The 17,959-nt window shown below is 54.9% G+C and carries 18 protein-coding genes; 13 read left to right on the top strand and 5 right to left on the bottom strand.

The genetic code is table 11. From position 1 onward, the window contains the following. Nucleotides 1-6 precede the first annotated feature (6 nt). From hslO to WFK85_RS08590, 4 genes are all read right to left on the bottom strand, one after another. Nucleotides 7-885 carry an Hsp33 family molecular chaperone HslO gene (gene hslO / locus WFK85_RS08605; RefSeq protein ID WP_008457859.1) on the bottom strand — a complete coding sequence of 293 codons (879 nt, stop codon included), beginning with the start codon at nucleotides 883-885 and terminating at the stop codon, nucleotides 7-9. A 27-nt stretch (nucleotides 886-912) separates the two neighbouring features. Further along, nucleotides 913-1,314, bottom strand: coding sequence for a ribosome-associated heat shock protein Hsp15 (gene hslR, locus WFK85_RS08600; RefSeq protein WP_008457857.1), 402 nt, complete (start codon nucleotides 1,312-1,314; stop codon nucleotides 913-915). A gap of 9 nt (nucleotides 1,315-1,323) precedes the next feature. Beyond that, complete coding sequence (yrfG, locus tag WFK85_RS08595; protein WP_336706471.1) at nucleotides 1,324-1,995, bottom strand: GMP/IMP nucleotidase; 672 nt, start codon at nucleotides 1,993-1,995, stop codon at nucleotides 1,324-1,326. A 74-nt stretch (nucleotides 1,996-2,069) separates the two neighbouring features. Further along, nucleotides 2,070-4,205: an intracellular growth attenuator family protein gene (locus WFK85_RS08590; RefSeq protein WP_336706469.1), complete on the bottom strand. Its 2,136-nt coding sequence runs from the start codon at nucleotides 4,203-4,205 to the stop codon at nucleotides 2,070-2,072. Between the two features lie 335 nt (nucleotides 4,206-4,540). On the opposite strand from WFK85_RS08590, the gene nudE reads away from it, so the two are divergent. Beyond that, nucleotides 4,541-5,107: an ADP compounds hydrolase NudE gene (gene nudE, locus WFK85_RS08585; RefSeq protein WP_336706468.1), complete on the top strand. Its 567-nt coding sequence runs from the start codon at nucleotides 4,541-4,543 to the stop codon at nucleotides 5,105-5,107. 54 nt (nucleotides 5,108-5,161) lie between these two features. On the opposite strand, the gene mrcA is transcribed toward nudE, so the two are convergent. Continuing rightward, on the bottom strand, nucleotides 5,162-7,714 hold the full coding sequence (mrcA, locus tag WFK85_RS08580) for a peptidoglycan glycosyltransferase/peptidoglycan DD-transpeptidase MrcA (RefSeq protein ID WP_336706466.1): 2,553 nt from the start codon (nucleotides 7,712-7,714) through the stop codon (nucleotides 5,162-5,164). A gap of 139 nt (nucleotides 7,715-7,853) precedes the next feature. On the opposite strand from mrcA, the gene WFK85_RS08575 reads away from it, so the two are divergent. The 12 genes from WFK85_RS08575 (at nucleotide 7,854) to trpS (ending at nucleotide 17,912) form a co-directional block, all read left to right on the top strand. Continuing rightward, complete coding sequence (locus WFK85_RS08575; protein ID WP_166994654.1) at nucleotides 7,854-8,669, top strand: pilus assembly protein; 816 nt, start codon at nucleotides 7,854-7,856, stop codon at nucleotides 8,667-8,669. Between the two features lie 107 nt (nucleotides 8,670-8,776). Continuing rightward, nucleotides 8,777-9,217: a PilN domain-containing protein gene (locus tag WFK85_RS08570; protein ID WP_336706464.1), complete on the top strand. Its 441-nt coding sequence runs from the start codon at nucleotides 8,777-8,779 to the stop codon at nucleotides 9,215-9,217. Then, a complete protein-coding gene (locus WFK85_RS08565) occupies nucleotides 9,198-9,677 on the top strand; it encodes a HofO family protein (protein ID WP_336706463.1) in 480 nt (159 codons plus the stop codon). The genes WFK85_RS08570 and WFK85_RS08565 overlap by 20 nt, the downstream gene beginning before the upstream one ends. Beyond that, a complete protein-coding gene (locus tag WFK85_RS08560) occupies nucleotides 9,664-10,056 on the top strand; it encodes a HofP DNA utilization family protein (RefSeq protein WP_336706462.1) in 393 nt (130 codons plus the stop codon). Before WFK85_RS08565 ends, WFK85_RS08560 begins: the two co-directional genes overlap by 14 nt. After that, complete coding sequence (gene pilQ / locus WFK85_RS08555) at nucleotides 9,995-11,242, top strand: type IV pilus secretin PilQ (protein ID WP_336706460.1); 1,248 nt, start codon at nucleotides 9,995-9,997, stop codon at nucleotides 11,240-11,242. Before WFK85_RS08560 ends, pilQ begins: the two co-directional genes overlap by 62 nt. A gap of 319 nt (nucleotides 11,243-11,561) precedes the next feature. After that, a complete protein-coding gene (aroK, locus tag WFK85_RS08550; RefSeq protein WP_008457837.1) occupies nucleotides 11,562-12,083 on the top strand; it encodes a shikimate kinase AroK in 522 nt (173 codons plus the stop codon). 58 nt (nucleotides 12,084-12,141) lie between these two features. Beyond that, nucleotides 12,142-13,230, top strand: coding sequence for a 3-dehydroquinate synthase (gene aroB, locus WFK85_RS08545; RefSeq protein WP_336706458.1), 1,089 nt, complete (start codon nucleotides 12,142-12,144; stop codon nucleotides 13,228-13,230). Nucleotides 13,231-13,304: 74 nt separating this feature from the next. Further along, complete coding sequence (damX, locus tag WFK85_RS08540; protein WP_166994642.1) at nucleotides 13,305-14,597, top strand: cell division protein DamX; 1,293 nt, start codon at nucleotides 13,305-13,307, stop codon at nucleotides 14,595-14,597. A 63-nt stretch (nucleotides 14,598-14,660) separates the two neighbouring features. After that, nucleotides 14,661-15,485 carry an adenine-specific DNA-methyltransferase gene (gene dam, locus WFK85_RS08535; RefSeq protein WP_166994640.1) on the top strand — a complete coding sequence of 275 codons (825 nt, stop codon included), beginning with the start codon at nucleotides 14,661-14,663 and terminating at the stop codon, nucleotides 15,483-15,485. A gap of 46 nt (nucleotides 15,486-15,531) precedes the next feature. Beyond that, the gene (gene rpe / locus WFK85_RS08530; RefSeq protein ID WP_039288419.1) at nucleotides 15,532-16,209 is read left to right on the top strand and encodes a ribulose-phosphate 3-epimerase; all 678 of its coding nucleotides are present in this window, start codon (nucleotides 15,532-15,534) and stop codon (nucleotides 16,207-16,209) included. Then, a complete protein-coding gene (locus WFK85_RS08525; protein ID WP_336706456.1) occupies nucleotides 16,202-16,915 on the top strand; it encodes a phosphoglycolate phosphatase in 714 nt (237 codons plus the stop codon). The genes rpe and WFK85_RS08525 overlap by 8 nt, the downstream gene beginning before the upstream one ends. After that, nucleotides 16,908-17,912: a tryptophan--tRNA ligase gene (trpS, locus tag WFK85_RS08520; RefSeq protein WP_008457824.1), complete on the top strand. Its 1,005-nt coding sequence runs from the start codon at nucleotides 16,908-16,910 to the stop codon at nucleotides 17,910-17,912. The genes WFK85_RS08525 and trpS overlap by 8 nt, the downstream gene beginning before the upstream one ends. Nucleotides 17,913-17,959: the final 47 nt, after the last annotated feature.

The following is a 17,959-nucleotide window of genomic DNA, read 5'->3' as shown; positions in this document are numbered from 1 at the left end:
GCAAACTTAGTGAACCTGCGGATCCGCCGGAGAGGCATTGTTGCGGATCGCCGTGATGTCCATGGAGTCAAACACATAGCGGCTGCCACAGTAATCACAGTTCATGTCGATTTCGCCATCTTCGGCCAGAATACTGTCGACCTCTTCATCCGGCAGCGTGCGCAGCGCGTCAGCACAGCGCTCGCGTGAGCAGGTGCATTTGAACTCTACGTCCTGAGGATCGTACAGCGTGACTTCTTCTTCGTGATACAGGCGCCATAGCACATCGTTCGCTGGTAGCGTCAGCAGCTCTTCGGCCTTGATGGTTTCGGTCAGCGTCGCGAGGTGGTTGAAGTCGTCGGTTTCCGCGTTTTGCGCTGGCAGAACCTGCAGCAACATACCGCCCGCCGCCGCTTTACCGTCTACTTCACCGGTACGAATAAACAGACGAGTTGGCAGCTGCTCGGAACGCATGAAATAATCTTCCAGGCAGGCGGCCAGCGTATCCCCTTCCAGACCGACCACGCCCTGATAGCGCTCGCCTTCGCTTGGGGAGATGGTGATCACCAGATAACCGTTACCCACCAGATCTTTTAATGCAGCATCCGCCGGGATATCACCCTGTACACGCGCTACGCCGCGCATTTGCTGTTTGTTGTTGCCGTTAATCACGGCCAGCGTCATCGGGCCATCGCCCTGAAGCTGAACGGTGATATCTCCGTCAAACTTCAGCGTGGCGGTCAGCAGGCTGGTGGCGACCAGCAGTTCGCCCAGAATTTTTTTGACCGGCTGCGGGTAATCATGGTTTTCCATGATCTGCTGCCAGGTTTCGGAAACCGTCACCAGCTCGCCGCGCACGGCGTGGTTTTCAAACAGATAGCGGTGTAGTTGGTCGTGTTGAGTCATCGTCATCTCTCTTACTGGTCGGCGAATTTACGCTTCGCCACCGTGTTTAAATTTCATCAAATCTCGCCGCTCTTTTTTATCCGGGCGGCGATCGGGATGCGGCATGGTCAGCGCGTTCATTTTGCGCGCCAGCGCCACTTTTTCCCGTTTGGCGATGCTTTCCGCCGTCTCTTCATAAAGCTGAGAGGCTTCTGCGGCTGGCCTGCGCTGTTCGGTAATACCCAGGACGGTTACGGTGCGCTCGTCGTTTCCCTGGCGCAGCGTGAGTACCGCATGAAGCTCAACCAGTTTACTCGGCTTGCTGCGTTGGCCGTTGTAGTGCACTTTCCCGCCTTCAACCATTTCCCGCGCCACCGCACGGGTTTTGTAAAAGCGTGCGGCCCACAGCCATTTATCCAGGCGTACGCCCTCGGCGGTTTTTTCTTTCATTGCGCCTCCTTAAGCGGAAAGCGACGGGATCAGGCTACGGTAATCGCTCAGGCCTGGGTGGCGCTCAAACGTTTTTTCCGCTTCACCTGAGTCCGGGTTGAGGACACCAAAGCAGTAGCGAATCCCAAACGTTGCGGCTGCATCAAGAATCGCTTCGCTGTCGTCGATAAAGACGGTTCGGGCCGCATCGAATCCGGTATGCCCGGCCACCGCCTGCCATAAACGCTGATCTTCTTTCGGATAACCAAATGTGTGGGTGGAAAGTAATAAATCAAGGTGCTGGTTCAAACCCGTGTGCTCAAGCTTCACCGCAAGGTTATGCGGGTGCGCGTTGGTGAGCAGAATGCGGCGCTTGCCGCTGGCTTTCGCCGCTTCAAGAAACGGCACGGTATCTTCACGCAGCGCGGCCTTTGGCCCTTGTTCGGTGGTCATGCCACAGATATCCAGCCCGAGGCGTTCGCTCCAGTAGTCGAGACAGTACCAGTTTAGCGTATGCTGCACGGCGTGGTATTCGCGGGAAATTAATTCATTCGCATCCTGCAACGGAATGCCGCGCTGAAGGCTAAGGGTTTCCGGCACCAGCTTTTTCCAGAAATGGTTATCAAAGGCCAGGTCCAACAGGGTCCCGTCCATATCCAGCAGCAGGGTGTCCACGTCCTGCCAGGCAATAGCACCAGACATAGCTTTAGTCTCGATTGAGGGAAAATAGCGTACCAGGGTAGCACAACCCGGTACGCAAAGTTTACCCGTAGCGGCTACTTCAGCGGCGTAGGCGGAGTCAGTGTGGGGTTGAGGCAGCTATCATAATAGCGCTGAATTTCAGCCAGTCGCGTACTGGCACGGCGATAGCGAGTCACCGCCAGAACGCCGTTTATCGCGGCGCAGGCCAACATCGCAATCAGCATCAGAGAAATGCCGATGTAACTCCAGAGGCTATGAGTGTCTGAGATCCGATGCAGGGTGACGTGCTGTGTGCCGTTGGCATCCGTGTAGATGCCGGTAATGATCCCTTCGGCGTGGAACGGCGTGTGCAGCAGCATTTCCGCCAGTCGCTGGAATTCGGTCCATTGTTCCTGGGCCGGGAAGTCATACAGCGACATTGGCGGCAGCGGCTGGTCCACGAAATCACCACCTTCGTCGTTGATGATGATGTACCCGCCAGGAGCAGGGCTATTTAATGCCTGTGCGGCGCGGGCGGTTTCACGAATAAAGAAAGGTGCGGTTGAGGTGGCCACCAGGTTATCCAGCGACTCGGCGCTAACTGGCCGTAGAAGGACATTCACCCCGGTCAGTTTTCCTGAATCCGCGCGCTTGATCAGGGAATCCCAGTCTTTAGTGTTGCCCAGGTTTACTAGCGCATTCTTCAGGCGGACGCACTCTTCTTCTGCGGTACACAGCGCCTGGGTTTTTTTCACAATCCCGGCAAAATCATCCAGCAGGACCATGCCTGATTTCTGAATGGCGTCCGCGAGCTGTGGGTTAACTTTGCTGTCACCTTCTCCACCCTGAGGATGAATTTGCCCGCTGACGGCTTTGGTCAGAGCAACCGCTTTGTCCATGATGTCGGACTCCGGCAAGGGCAGAGGGCGGGCGGTATTCCAGATGATCTGCGAGCAGTCGAAGGGGGTGAATGGGAAGTTTTGCCGCGAGCGATAACCGCCTGGCGTTTGAATATTACACATCCCCGTGCCATTCACTCTCAGCGTATCGCCTACCTGCAGCTTGTATTTGGCGAGTTCCTCAACGCTGGTGGCTTCGATGGACTGAGCGCCCTTCAACCATGAGGCGCTAAGCTTGATAGGCATTTCCAGCGGCACCCAAATAGTCATCATCAGCAGGACCAGCAGCGCGCCGGCGGCAACCAGCATGTTACGCACCCAGTGCTGTAGCGGGAAGTTACGCACTTCATCATGGAGTGAAAGGAAACGTCCCTGACGCACCACATGGCGGTCAAGATAGATATCAATATCGGTTTTCTGCCCCAGATCCTGAGCCACAAAAGGCTGCCAGTGGGGCGGATACACCAGATCGATAATGCCCAGGGAGATGTTGTTCATCTGTTCCTGGTCAGACTCGCCGAACAGCCCCCAGCGTTTGGGTGTGCCGCGCAGGCAGTGGATCTCGCGCAATGCCGTTTTCGCCGGCGGGGCAAACAGGCCCCACAAACCGGCGGCAATCAGCAGGACGGCGCCGCCAATTAACCAGGGCAGGAACACCGACGGCGTCACGAGACTCAGGAACAGCATGATAAAAGCGATGCAAATAAGCGCGGCTTCGCGCACGCCGTCGGGGCGGCTCAGGGAATACTCTTCCTGAGTTTCCTGGCGAATGTTTAGCAGCTCGATTTGCTCGCTTTCTTCGCCGCGAATGGAGGCCTGATTGCCTGAATAACCTTCCAGGGCGTACTGCTGCACATCCAGCGTATCGTTTTGCAGCGTATTGCCATTGAGTGAAATCACCAGCGGGATGCTGCTCGTCCGAATCAGCTCTACGTCGTTATCGTTGGTGATGTACTGCTCCCAGAGCGGCGGGAGGTGAACTTCAACAGAATCAAGGTAATAACGCCATTTATTGGCGTCATCGGCAGAGAGGCCGTAGCGAGTGATCGACCGGGTCAGGGAGAAAACTGTACTGCTTTGCGCGGTGAGCGTTAGTCTTGGCAGTGGATTGCTCGCGCCGGAGGGGCCAATCAGCTCCTGGGAACGGGAATAACGCTCGAGATAATTTTCGACGGCAACGCGCTCTTCTGGGGTTAGTTTGCGCGTGGTGGCACCGGAGAAGGAACGATCGTGCGAAACCTGGGCACGTAGCTTCAGGCTTCGCCAAATCAGCCATCCGGCAATCAGTGCGCAGGCCAGCATAGCAGCTAACAGAAATAATAAGGTGCTCATGCTTTCCCCATCAAACAATCGTCTTTTTCATCAAACTCGGCAAAAGATCGGCCTTTCAAATGGTTAAGGAGTCAGAAGTCATTATCGGCAGGTAAAGCTGCAAACTTGAGCTATTTTTAAGGCGACCGACTTACAGTAACACAATGTTAGCAAAGCGACTTCGTCCGAAATACAAGTAAATTCCTATTCAATAGTACCTGCCTTGACAGCGGGTAAAATTACGTGTTTTAGCGCGCCAAACGTTACAAAAATGTAAATAATAGCCAATGCTCGTTGCACGATATGTGCGGCATACCGCACAATAACTTACCTCTTTCACTGTTGAACCCGGCCACATGAGCAAATCACTAATAAAACCAACGATTTTAAATGTCGAAACCGTGGCGCGTTCGCGGCTGTTTAATGTCGAAACGGTGGATCTGGAATTTAGCAATGGCGTTCGCCGCGTCTACGAACGCATGAAACCGTCTTCCCGCGAGGCGGTAATGATAGTGCCTGTTGTTGATGACCACTTGATCTTAATCCGTGAATACGCGGTTGGCACAGAATCCTATGAACTTGGGTTCTCTAAAGGGCTGATCGACCCGGGCGAAACGGTATTTGAGGCCGCTAACCGTGAGCTGAAAGAAGAAGTGGGCTTTGGCGCGAACCGGCTAACGTTTCTGAAAAAGCTGACGATGGCCCCGTCCTATTTCTCGAGCAAAATGAACATTGTGATTGCGGAAGATCTGTATCCCGAATCCCTGGAAGGGGATGAGCCGGAAGAACTGCCGCAAGTACGGTGGCCGCTGGCGAACATGATGGATTTGCTCAATGAAGATGATTTCAGCGAGGCGCGTAACGTCAGCGCTTTGTTCCTTGTCCGGGAATGGTTAAGGCAGCAGGGCAGGCTGAAAGACTGACCGCTAAAGAATGAAAAAGGGCCGCTAAGCGGCCCTTTACTATTTTGGGCTGGATTAGAACAGCTCGTGCTCTTCCCCGTTATCGATAAGCGTCGTGCCTACTTCATGCACGGCCTGTTGCGTAGGCTGCGTACCTTCGATGAAATACTCTTCACGACTGTTGCCGCCGTTGGCTAACTGCCCGGTACTGCGATCAATATTGACAGTGACGATACCCGGTGGTGGCGTCATCGGCTCTTCTGGCACACCCGCCAGCGCGATTTTCATGAAATCATCCCAGGCGGGCTGGGCGCTCTTCGCGCCGCCTTCGTAGCCGGAGATCTGATCTTTAATCGCGCCTGAAGCCGTGGTGCGGCCAAGGTCGCGGCGATGGTCGTCAAAGCCAATCCAGACTGACGTGACCACGCCCGGGCCGTAACCGGAGAACCAGGCATCTTTCGAACTGTTGGTTGTCCCGGTTTTGCCGCCGATATCCTTACGCTTCAAATCACGGCCCGCTCGCCAGCCGGTTCCCTGCCAGCCCGGCTCACCATAAATGTTGCTGTTAAGCGCACTTTTGATCAGGAAAGACAGCGGCGTGTTGATCACGTGTGGCGCATACTCCTCGCCCTGTGCTTTTGCCACCAGACCGCGGTTAGCTTGCTCCAGTTGAGGCATAGGTACGCTGCTGTTTTGCGGCGTTTGCGAAACGGCAACGTCTTCTACGTCCTGGTTTTCCAGTACCGTTGATTTTGGCGTATCGCCGTAAATGACCAGAATATCGCAGCTGGCACAGGCAACCTTAGGCCTGGTCTCAAACACGGTATTACCCGCGTCGTCGACGATTTTGGTGATGTAGTAAGGGTCAACCAGGAAGCCGCCGTTTGCGATGACGGAGTAACCGCGGGCAACCTGCATTGGCGTAAATGAGGCGGAGCCCAGGGCCAGCGATTCGGTATGCACAATATTTGCTGCAGGGAAGCCAAAGCGCTGCAGATATTCTGCGGCATAATCGACGCCCATCGCCCGCATCGCACGTACCATCACCACGTTCTTGGACTGGCCCAGCCCCTGACGCAGACGAATCGGCCCGGCGTATTGGGCCGGAGAGTTCTTCGGCCGCCAGTCGGAGCCTGCCCCGGCATCCCAGCGTGAAATAGGCACGTCATTAAGAATGCTTGCCAGCGTCAGGCCTTTGTCCATGGCTGCGGTATACAGGAAAGGTTTGATGTTTGACCCTACCTGGCGCAGCGCCTGGGTCGCACGGTTGAACTTGCTTTGGTTAAAGTCAAAACCGCCGACCAGCGCCAGCACGGCGCCATCGTGTGGATTGAGTGAAACCAGCGCCGAGTTAACGTCGGGCACCTGGCTAAGCCACCAGGCATCGTCCACCTTGCGTACCCAAATCTGCTGTCCGGCCTGTACCACGTCCGTTACTTTGCGTGGCGTAGCGCCTTGCGCGGTGTCGGAACGATACGGACGCGCCCAGCGCATGCCTTCCATACTCAGTGAAACAGAGCTGCCGTCGGCCAGCATGGCCGTGGCTTCATCAGGTACGGCGCGGGTGACAACCGCCGGGAAGAGCGGGCCATAAACCGGAAGGCTTTTCAGCGAATCGGTGATTTTTTTCTTATCCCAGGCGCTTTCTCCCACTTTCCACAGCACATTAGATGGGCCGCGGTAGCCATGGCGCATGTCGTAGGCCATGACGTTGTTGCGGACGGCATCCTGGGCACCCTGCTGAATTTTACGGCTCAGCGTGGTGTAAACCTTGTAGCCATCTTCGTAGGCTTTATCGCCGTAGCGGGCGACCATGTCCTGACGCACCAGCTCTGAAAGATATGGCGCGGAGAAGGCGATTTCAGGCGTGTGATAGCTGGCGTCAATCGGCTGACTACGTGCTTCATCGTACTGGCTTTGGCTGATGTAACCTTCGCTCAGCATGCGCGACAGCACCACGTTACGGCGTGCCGTTGAACGATCCATGGAGTACAGCGGGTTAAACGTTGACGGCGCTTTAGGCAGCCCGGCAATCACCGCCATCTCGCTCAGGGTCAGCTGATCGACCGTTTTGCCGAAGTAAACCTGAGCGGCAGCGCCGACGCCATAGGCGCGGTAACCGAGGTAGATTTTGTTCAGGTAGAGCTCAAGGATCTCGTCTTTGTTCAGCATCTGTTCAATGCGAACCGCAAGAAACGCTTCCTTAATTTTACGCATCAGGGTGCGTTCGGGGCTCAGGAAGAAGTTACGCGCCAACTGCTGCGTTATGGTACTTGCGCCCTGAGAAGCATGGCCTGAGAACAGCGCTACGCTTGCAGCACGGAAGATGCCCACCGGGTCAACGCCGTGGTGCTCATAAAAGCGGCTGTCTTCTGTTGCGATAAACGCTTTTACCATCACCGGAGGGATCTGGTTCAGGGTCAGTGGAATACGGCGTTTTTCGCCGTACTGAGCAATAAGCTCGCCGTCAGCGCTGTAAACCTGCATTGGAATCTGCAGTCGCACATCTCTCAATGTCGCCACGTCGGGAAGCTGGGGCTCGATGTATTTGTATAAACCGTAAATCGAGCCAGCTCCCAGCAGAACGCAACAGACTGCAAGGATTAATAAATACTTTACGAACTTCACCTTAAATTTCCCATCAGGTTTCAATTGGGCAGTTTCTAAACAACCGCGCGGTAGTATAAAGGCAAGCCAGGAGCTTTGATATACCCGTTACTGTTTCGGGGTCAGGGCTGTTTATCATCTGGATAAGGAGATCGAAACCATGATGTTTCCTGGTTGGCGGATTGGCCTGGATATTCAGGCGGAGGGCATACGTGCCGCAGCCGTACAGTGGCACCGGCAAGGGTGGCAGTTGCGCCATTGGTGGCATTTACCTTTCCCGAAACAAACACTTGCGGACGGCATGTTACCCGAACTGGACACACTGCGCGAGGTACTTGCCGCATGGCGTAAAGAAATCCCCGTGCGCCATCATCTGCGGGTTGGTTTTCCTGCACAGAGGGCTTTGCAACGCCAGGTTCCCAGGCCTCCCCAGCGGTTACAGGAATCGGCTCAAGAGAAGTATATCTCGGGTGCAACGGCTCGCCAGTTGCAAATGCCCTCGGAACAACTTTGCTACGACTACCTGGAGGATGATTCGTCATTTTCCGTGACGGCGGCGAAACAGGCGGATATTGCTGCATTGCAGGCCATTTTTGCCAGCATGAATCTCTTTCCCCGTACGATAACGCCGGGAGACAAAATTCTGAGCGCCTTGCCTCAGAATTGTTATCCAGCGCATTGTCGTTTTCTGGTTCATGAAGAGCCGGGCTACTGGCTGTGGGCATCAGTCAATAACCGCAAACGTTCCGGTTGGCTGGATAAACGGCAAACAGTGGATTTCCCGGCTCTATGTCAGCAGTTGGAGGCCAGCGCCGACGAAATTGCCTTTAGCCATGCCGATGCCGGGCGCTCCTGGCCTGCCGGAGCAGAAAGGCTGAATGCCTGGCAACCCCTTGTCCGCCAGCAGCCGCCGTTGCCGCGTCATGGCGGGCTTTACACGCTCGCTCTGGGGCTCGCTCTGGGAGCCGAACGCTAATGATGCCGCTGATGAATCTTCTGCCATGGCGGCCGTTAAAACGCCGTCATCGGCTAAAACTTTGGGGCAGCCTTCTCATATGTGGCGTGCTTTTAATGATGGGGCTGATGCTGCTCTGGATTCAGTTTCTCGCCATGAAAGTGCGCTGGCAACAGGCCCAGTCAACCCAATATGAGGTGCAGGAGTCCGCCCTGAAGGCGCTGTTATCACGTCAGCTAACAGAGTTGAAAGATAACCAGCAGCGGTGGGCGATATTGCAGGCGGAGGTGATGCGGAAAGGCAACATTTCACGTTGGGAAAACGTGCTGAATATGCTGGCCTCACGCTTGCCCGAAAACAGCTGGCTGCAGAGTGTTAGCTGGCAAAATGAAAGCGCAACCATCTCTGGCGTAGCGGGAGATGCACGGGAACTGGTGCAGGTTGAAGCAGTTCTGGCTGATTTACCCGGGGCGTTTAAGGTCAAGCCCGGTGAGTTGCGCGATGAAAAACACAAAGGTCTGGTCTTTACCTTCATCTTAAACACCCCGGATGGCGAGCATGCTCAGTAACCTGGAGCGCCTCATTGACGGGCATGTTGCATATCGGGTGTTGAGCCTGTTGGTGTGTCTGTTATTAACCGCTTTAGCCTGCTTATGGCTGCTGGTTTGGCCCCTGCGACAGGAATTGCAGGTGAAGGAACAGCACAACCAGCAGCGCTGGCAGCATGTGCTCTCGCAGCAGCGGAAAATTGCCGTTTTGCCGAAACCAGAGCCGCTGCCTGAGGCGGTGCCGCTGGAGACGTTTTCTGCCATGGCTGCGGTAAAACGGTCCGGCGGGAGACTGGTGATGTGGCGGCCTGAACCGCGACATTCTGTGTTGGAAATGCTGCTTCCCTGGCCCAATGTGCCGCCCCTTTTTAAGGAACTGACCGGCTATTCAAGCCTGAAGATACCGGCGTTTATCTTGAGTGAGGCCGGGGAAAAAGTGCGGGTTTTGCTTACTCTGGAGTTTATCGATGAAAGCCGCTAGTTGGATGTTACTGGCCGCACTCAGCTCGCCTCTGCAGTCGTCACCGCGTAATCCTTTTCTTTTACCCGTATCACCCTGTGAAGCGCTGCTTAAGCGGCTTGATGGCTGGCAGTTACGCGGCGTGTTTTACCCGACTGGCTCTGCAGAAAGTATTGCCTTAATGCAATTCTCGGGGAAACGCTGGCAAAGGGTAAAAGAAGGTTTGTTTCTGGAGCCTGGTGTGCAGGTGACCACGCTTCTTGAGCGGCAGCTGAGAGCTTCGCTCACCGGCGCCTGCGAAGGACGCTACTACCACTGGAAAATAGAGGGAAGAGTTAATGATAAGGCACATCGTGGCAGGCGTACTGATGCTGATGCCCCTGACGGCGTGGACGAATAATCGCGTCACTCTGACGCTAGATGAAACGCCTGTCGTACAGGTGTTGCAGGCGCTGGCCGAGCAGCAAAACTTTAACGTGATGATTGCGCCTGATGTGACGGGGAATCTCTCGCTACGTTTGGCCGATGTGTCGTGGGAGCAGGCTTTCCAGCAGGTACTCAGATTAGCAAACCTGACTTCGTCGAAGACGGGCAATATTCTTCAAATCCAGCAGAAACAGGATCCGGCGCAACGGCGCGCTCAGCAAGAGGCCGCTCGTAAGCAAAAAGCGCTTGAGCAGCCGCTGGTACAAGCGGTTTATACGCCGCGATATGCTGAAGTTGCCGACCTTGCCGCGGGGATCAAAGCTAATGAAGAAAAACTACTTGGACCCAGGGGCGGCATTACCGTGGATAAACGCACAAACCGGCTGGTGGTGCGCGACAGCCAGCAGGCGCAAAAGCGTGTTGCGGCCTGGATTAAAGATATGGATGTTTCGATGGGGCAGGTCGAGCTGTCCGCGCATATTGTCACCATCAACCAGGATAAGCTGCGAGAGCTTGGCGTGAAGTGGAGCGCCCCGGTAGGTGAGACGGCATCCGGGTTATACCAAACCACTACTGTCTCAAGTGAGTTAGCCGTAAACGCGGCAACCACAACGGTAGGGTTTAATATTGGCCGGATCAACGGCCGTATGCTTGAGCTTGAACTCAGCGCGCTGGAGCAGCAGCAACAGCTGGAAATCATCGCCAGCCCACGCTTGCTGGTCACACACCAACAGTCTGCCAGCATCAAGCAGGGTACTGAAATTCCGTATCAAGTCTCTAATGGCAAGAATGAAGCCACGTCGGTGGAATTTAAGGAGGCGGTGTTAGGTATGGAGGTCATGCCGACGATAAGTCACCACGGAACCATTCGCCTGCAGCTTCGCATCAGTCAAAATATGCCAGGACGCAGCATCCAGCACGCAGATGGGGAAGCCCTCGCCATTGATAAGCAAGAGATTGAAACGCAGGTCGAGGTGAAGGACGGTGAGACGTTGGCGTTAGGCGGAATCTTCCAGCAGCAGAACAACCACACCAGGGATAGCGTTCCTTTACTGGGAAATATTCCTTTTATCGGCCAATTGTTCCGGCACGACGGGAAAAAGCACCAACGTCGGGAATTGGTCGTGTTCATTACGCCCAGGTTGATTGCATTACCTTAGCGTGTTTCCTCTTCCGCCTGCGGGTTTTTCTGCCAAACAGCGCCCAGGTGTTTGACGGCAGAGAGGAATTAGCTTACAAGGTGTACCGTTTCGGGAGGCTGGGTATTGAGAGCCTGCGGCCGGTAAAGCTGGCGCACGGTTTTCGTCCCAAGCTGGGCGCCAGGTGATTTATTCGGTTGCCAAACCCCCTTGAGTGTTGAGATAATTTTTAGTCTGATTCTCGAACTCACGCTTATGAGGTTTCAGTTCATGTCCCGCCGCAGCAAGTTGTTACCGGGCGGGTTTATCATCAACGAATTGTCTTAGTAGTACCGAAAAAATGGCAGAGAAACGCAATATCTTTCTGGTTGGGCCTATGGGTGCCGGCAAAAGCACTATTGGGCGTCAGTTAGCTCAGCAACTCAATATGGAATTTTTCGATTCTGATCAAGAGATTGAGAAACGTACCGGAGCTGATGTGGGCTGGGTATTCGACGTTGAAGGCGAAGAAGGCTTCCGCGATCGCGAAGAAAAAATCATCAACGAACTCACTGAAAAACAGGGCATCGTGCTGGCTACCGGTGGCGGTTCTGTGAAATCTCGTGAAACCCGCAATCGTCTTTCCGCCCGTGGCGTAGTGGTTTATCTTGAAACCACGATTGAGAAACAGCTTGCACGTACTCAGCGCGATAAAAAACGTCCGCTGCTGCAGGTTGAGACTCCACCTCGTGAAGTTCTGGAAGCGCTGGCAGGTGAACGCAATCCGCTGTATGAAGAGATTGCCGATGTCACAATTCGCACCGATGATCAAAGCGCCAAAGTGGTCGCAAACCAGATCATTCATATGCTGGAAAGCAACTGATTCTGGCTTAATCAAGAAACGCCTGCGGGCAAAGCAACAATAAGGTGGGCTCCGCGTAATGGAGAGGCTGACAGTCACTCTCGGGGAACGTAGTTACCCTATTACCATTGCCGCTGGGTTATTCAATGACCCGGCTTCCTTTTGGCCGCTGAAGGCTGGCGACCAGACCATGCTGGTTACCAATGAAACCCTTGCACCGCTCTATCTGGACAAGGTTCGTGGCCTTCTGGAACAGGCAGGCGTTAAAGTGGATACCGTCATTCTTCCGGATGGCGAGCAGTTTAAAAGCCTCGCGGTGCTTGATACCGTCTTTACGGCGCTGTTGGAAAAACCTCACGGCCGCGACACCACCTTGATTGCTTTAGGCGGTGGCGTTGTGGGCGATTTAACCGGTTTTGCCGCAGCGAGCTATCAGCGCGGGGTGCGTTTTATCCAGGTCCCTACCACACTGCTTTCGCAGGTGGACTCCTCCGTTGGCGGTAAAACTGCCGTTAACCATCCCCTCGGCAAAAACATGATTGGCGCGTTTTACCAGCCCGCTTCGGTGGTGGTGGATCTCGACTGCCTGTCGACTTTGCCTGCTCGGGAGCTGGCTTCGGGCCTGGCGGAAGTCATTAAATACGGCATCATTCTGGACGGCGAGTTCTTTGACTGGCTGGAAGAAAACATCGACGCATTGTTAAAGCTGGACGGCAAGGCAATGGCGTACTGCATTCGTCGTTGTTGTGAGCTGAAAGCCGAAGTTGTTGCCGCAGACGAGCGAGAAAGCGGCTTACGTGCTTTACTGAATCTGGGTCATACGTTTGGCCATGCCATTGAAGCTGAAATGGGCTATGGCAACTGGCTGCATGGCGAAGCCGTGGCGGCCGGAATGGTGATGGCGGCGCGTACCGCTCAGCGCCTGGGTCAATTCAGTGAGGCAGAAGTTCAGCGCGTGATTGCGCTGCTGGTGCGAGCCGGGTTACCGGTTACCGGGCCGCAGGAAATGTCCCCTGACGCGTATATGCCCCACATGATGCGTGACAAAAAAGTATTAGCCGGCGAGCTGCGTTTGATTCTGCCGCTGGCGATAGGGAAGAGTGAAGTGCGCGGTGGAGTACCGCACGATGTCGTTCTATCAGCCATTGCTGATTGCCAGCAGGCTTAACAATTAGAATTTTTATAGTATTTAACTTCGGGCGTGATGCAGAGATGAGCATACGCCTTTGAGTGGGGTGTTAAATGGATGAGTTTAAACCAGAAGACGAGCTGAAACCCGATCCAAGCGATCGTCGTCCTGGGCGTTCCCGCAAACCTGACGAGTTCGATAAAGAACCGCAGATCAACGTTGATGACGTCGATCTTGATGCGGACGATCGTCGTCCTTCTCGTTCACGCCGTGAGCGTGAAGAAGAGGTTGAGGAAGAGTACGAAGGTGATGACGGCCTGGCCGCAGAGCCTCGTCCGGCGCGTGGGCGTAAAAAGGCAGCAAAACAGAAAGCACCTGCTTCTCGCCAGCACATCATGATGGGCGTCGGGATTCTGGTCCTGCTGCTGCTTATCATCGGCATCGGTTCAGCCTTGAAAGCACCTTCATCTACCCCAGATACTGCCGAGCAAAAACCAGGCGCGGAGAAGAGCATCGATCTCTCCGGTTCGAACGGTGCGGCGCCTGCCGACCAGGCAAATGCTGCTCAGCCACAGGCAGGGAATACCTCAGTAGCTGGCCAGCAGAATCCGCAGGATGTTTCCCTGCCACCTATTTCTTCTACACCAACTCAGGCCCAGACGCAGACGCAGCCGGAAGGGCAGCAGCGCGTTGAGGTTCCTGGAAACCTGAATAACGCCCTGACTCAGCCTCAGCAACAGGGCCAGATTGACAACGTGGTGAGCAATTCCACGCTGCCAACTGAACCCGCTACCGTCGCGCCAATCGCTGGCAGCAAAACCGAACCGCGTAAGCTGGCCGGCACCCAGGAGCCAACCCGCACCGTTGAATCTCGTCCTGAGCGCAAGAAAACGGTGATTGAGCCTGTGCGTAAAGCCGAGCCTAAACCACAGGTGAAAGCTGAAAGCAAACCAGTGGCAACGGTGAAACGTAGCGAACCTGCCCCGGCGGTTTCTGCTCCGGTCACTGCACCATCAACCAGCGCAGCTACTTCAACCCCGGCTCCGAAAGCAACAGCATCTACTGCGCCAAAAGCAGCACCGCAAGCTGCAGCGACGGCCAGCACTGGCGGCACGGTAACGGGGGATGCGAGCGCCATTAAGAGTGCGCCAGGCAGCCACTACACGCTGCAGCTGAGCTCTTCTTCAAACTCCGCAAACCTGAATGCGTGGGCGAAAAAAGAGAATCTGCAGCACTATATGGTTTACCAGACTCAGCGTAACGGTCAGCCTTGGTTCGTGCTGGTGAGCGGTGTTTATGCCACGAAAGACGATGCAAAACGCGCGGTGACAAGCCTGCCGGCAGACGTTCAGGCTAAGAATCCGTGGGCAAAACCTATTCATCAGGTGCAGTCTGACCTCAAGTGAAAATAAGCGCAGTCGCTGTCGGAGCCTTTCCACAGCTGGATAAGGTGTAAATAGTAAGACAGCATGAAAAAAAATCGCGCTTTTCTGAAATGGGCAGGGGGGAAATTCCCCCTGCTGGACGACATAAAAAAGCATCTGCCGGAAGGCGACTGTCTGATTGAGCCCTTTGTTGGCGCGGGGTCGGTATTTCTTAATACCGACTACTCACGCTACGTCCTCGCCGATATCAATAGCGATCTGATTAACCTCTACGACATTGTCAAAAACCGCGCAGATGAGTACGTGCGGGAGTCTCGTTTGCTCTTTACCAAAGCGCAAAACGAGGAAGCGATTTATTACGCTTGCCGCACTGAGTTTAACCAATGCACTGACAAATTCCGGCGCGCGGTGTTGTTTTTGTACCTCAACCGCCATTGTTACAACGGCCTGTGTCGTTATAATCTGCGCGGTGAATTTAACGTACCGTTTGGCCGCTACAGCAAACCTTACTTCCCTGAAGAGGAACTGTACAACTTTGCCGAACGGGCTAAAAATGCCACTTTTGTCTGCCAGTCTTATGATGTCAGCATGGTAAACGTTGCTGCGGGTTCCGTAGTGTATTGCGATCCGCCCTATGCGCCGCTTTCCGCCACCGCCAACTTTACCGCTTATCACACGGACAGCTTCAGTATGGTGCAGCAGCAGCACCTGGCTGAGCTGGCTGAAAGGCTGCGGGAGCAGAGTATTCCGGTGCTGATCTCTAATCACGACACCGAGCTGACTCGCCAGTGGTATCAGAACGCCACCGATTTCCATAAGCTGCAGGTTCGCCGCAGCATCAGCCGAAACGGTGGTAAACGTAACAAGGTGGACGAACTTCTGGCCCTTTATAAAGCGAAGGTTGCCTGAGCCGTTTCGCCCGCCGCCGAAAGATGAATGACTCCTGGAGAAGCGGATGAAACAGTATTTGATTGCCCCCTCAATCCTCTCTGCCGACTTCGCCCGACTGGGCGAGGATACGGCTAAAGCACTTGCCGCAGGTGGTGACGTCGTCCATTTTGACGTTATGGACAACCACTACGTCCCTAACCTGACGATGGGGCCAATGGTGCTTAAGGCGCTGCGCGATTACGGTATCACTGCGCCTATCGACGTTCACCTGATGGTGAAACCCGTTGACCGCATCATTCCTGATTTCGCCGCGGCCGGTGCCAGCATTATTACCTTCCATCCTGAAGCCTCTGAACATGTCGATCGCTCTCTGCAACTGATCAAAGAACACGGCTGTAAAGCAGGCCTGGTGCTGAACCCGGCGACCTCGCTTTCCTGGCTGGATCACGTCATGGACAAACTGGATGTCATTTTGCTGATGTCCGTCAACCCTGGTTTTGGCGGCCAGTCGTTTATTCCACACACGCTGGAAAAACTGCGCCAGGTTCGCGAACGTATTGATGCCTCCGGCTATGATATTCGCCTTGAAGTGGATGGCGGCGTCAAAGCCGACAACATTGCGGAAATTGCCGCCGCGGGTGCGGATATGTTCGTTGCAGGTTCCGCTATTTTCGGCCAACCTGATTATAAAGCGGTGGTTGACCGCATGCGTTCTGAACTGGCTAAGGTAAGTCATGGATAAGTTTCAAAAAATTCGGGGTGTTGCCTTCGATCTCGACGGCACGCTCATCGACACGGCGCTTGGCCTGAGTCAGGCCGTTGATCTGGCGCTTTATGCGCTTGAACTGCCTGTGGCCGGCGAAGATCGCGTTGTCACCTGGATCGGCAACGGCGCAGATATCATGATGCAGCGGGCGCTTAAGTGGTCGGTGAAAGATAAAGAACCCGACCTCGCCCAGCTGAATATGGCGCGCAAACTGTTCGATCGCTTCTATGCGGAAACGGTGGAAGAGGGGAGCTTCTTGTTCCCGGGCGTAGCCGCAACGCTTGCTGCACTGAAAGAAAAAGGCCTGCCGCTCGCCGTCGTCACCAACAAACCCACGCCTTTTGTCACGCCGCTGCTGGAAGATCTGGGCATTGCCCATTATTTCCAGATCATCATCGGCGGGGACGATGTGAAAGAGAAAAAGCCACACCCGGAAGCGCTGTACAAAGTCATGGAAACCCTGGGGCTGGCGGCGGATGAGCTGCTTTTTGTCGGCGATTCCCGTAATGACATTCAGGCTGCACAGGCGGCTGGCTGCCCAAGCGTCGGCCTGACCTGGGGCTATAACTATGGCGAAGCGATTGGGCTGAGCAACCCGGACGTTGTGTTCGATCGTTTCGAAGACTTATTGCCCGCTTTCGGGCTACCACCTTTAGCAAATCAGGAAGCAGAACATGAGTAAGCCCATCGTATTTAGCGGCGCCCAGCCGTCAGGCGAATTAACTATCGGTAACTACATGGGTGCGCTGCGTCAGTGGGTAAACATGCAGGATGATTACCATTGCATTTACTGCATCGTTGACCAGCATGCGATCACCGTTCGTCAGGACCCGACCGCGCTGCGCAAAGCGACGCTGGACACTCTGGCGCTGTATCTGGCCTGTGGCATTGACCCGAAAAAAAGCACCATCTTTGTTCAGTCCCACGTGCCGGAGCACGCGCAGCTGGGCTGGGTGCTGAACTGCTACACCTATTTCGGCGAGCTGAGCCGCATGACGCAGTTCAAGGACAAATCTGCCCGCTATGAAGAAAACATCAACGCCGGTCTGTTTGACTACCCGGTGCTGATGGCCGCAGACATTCTGCTGTATCAGACCAACCAGGTCCCGGTGGGTGAAGACCAGAAACAGCATCTGGAGCTGAGCCGCGACGTGGCCAGCCGCTTCAACGCGCTGTACGGCGACATCTTCAAAGTACCTGAGCCATTTATTCCCAAGTCCGGTGCCCGCGTGATGTCCCTGCTGGAGCCGACCAAGAAGATGTCCAAGTCTGACGATAACCGCAATAACGTCATCGGCCTGCTGGAAGATCCGAAATCCGTGGTGAAGAAGATCAAGCGCGCGGTAACCGACTCCGAAGAGCCGCCTGTGGTGCGCTACGACGTGAAAGAGAAGGCGGGCGTTTCTAACCTGCTGGACATTCTTTCCGGCGTCACCGGCAAAGCGATTCCTGAGCTGGAAGCCAGCTTTGAAGGCAAGATGTATGGTCATCTGAAGGGCGAAGTGGCGGAAGCCGTGTCCGGTATGCTGACCGAGCTTCAGGAGCGCTATCACCGTTACCGTAACGACGAAGCTTTCCTGCAGCAGGTCATGAAAGAGGGCGCTGAAAAAGCCCGCGCCCGCGCTGGAGAGACGCTGAAAAAGGTCTACGAAGCGATCGGTTTCGTCGCGCATCCATAATCTTTCCCTATGAATAACCCGCCGCCTGGCGGGTTATTTCTTTTTTG

This window comes from Cedecea sp. VD22, assembly GCF_037150195.1.
Lineage (GTDB): Bacteria > Pseudomonadota > Gammaproteobacteria > Enterobacterales > Enterobacteriaceae > Cedecea.
The sequence above is the reverse complement of the archived record's forward strand: the minus strand, read 5'-3'. Positions and strand labels throughout refer to the sequence as shown.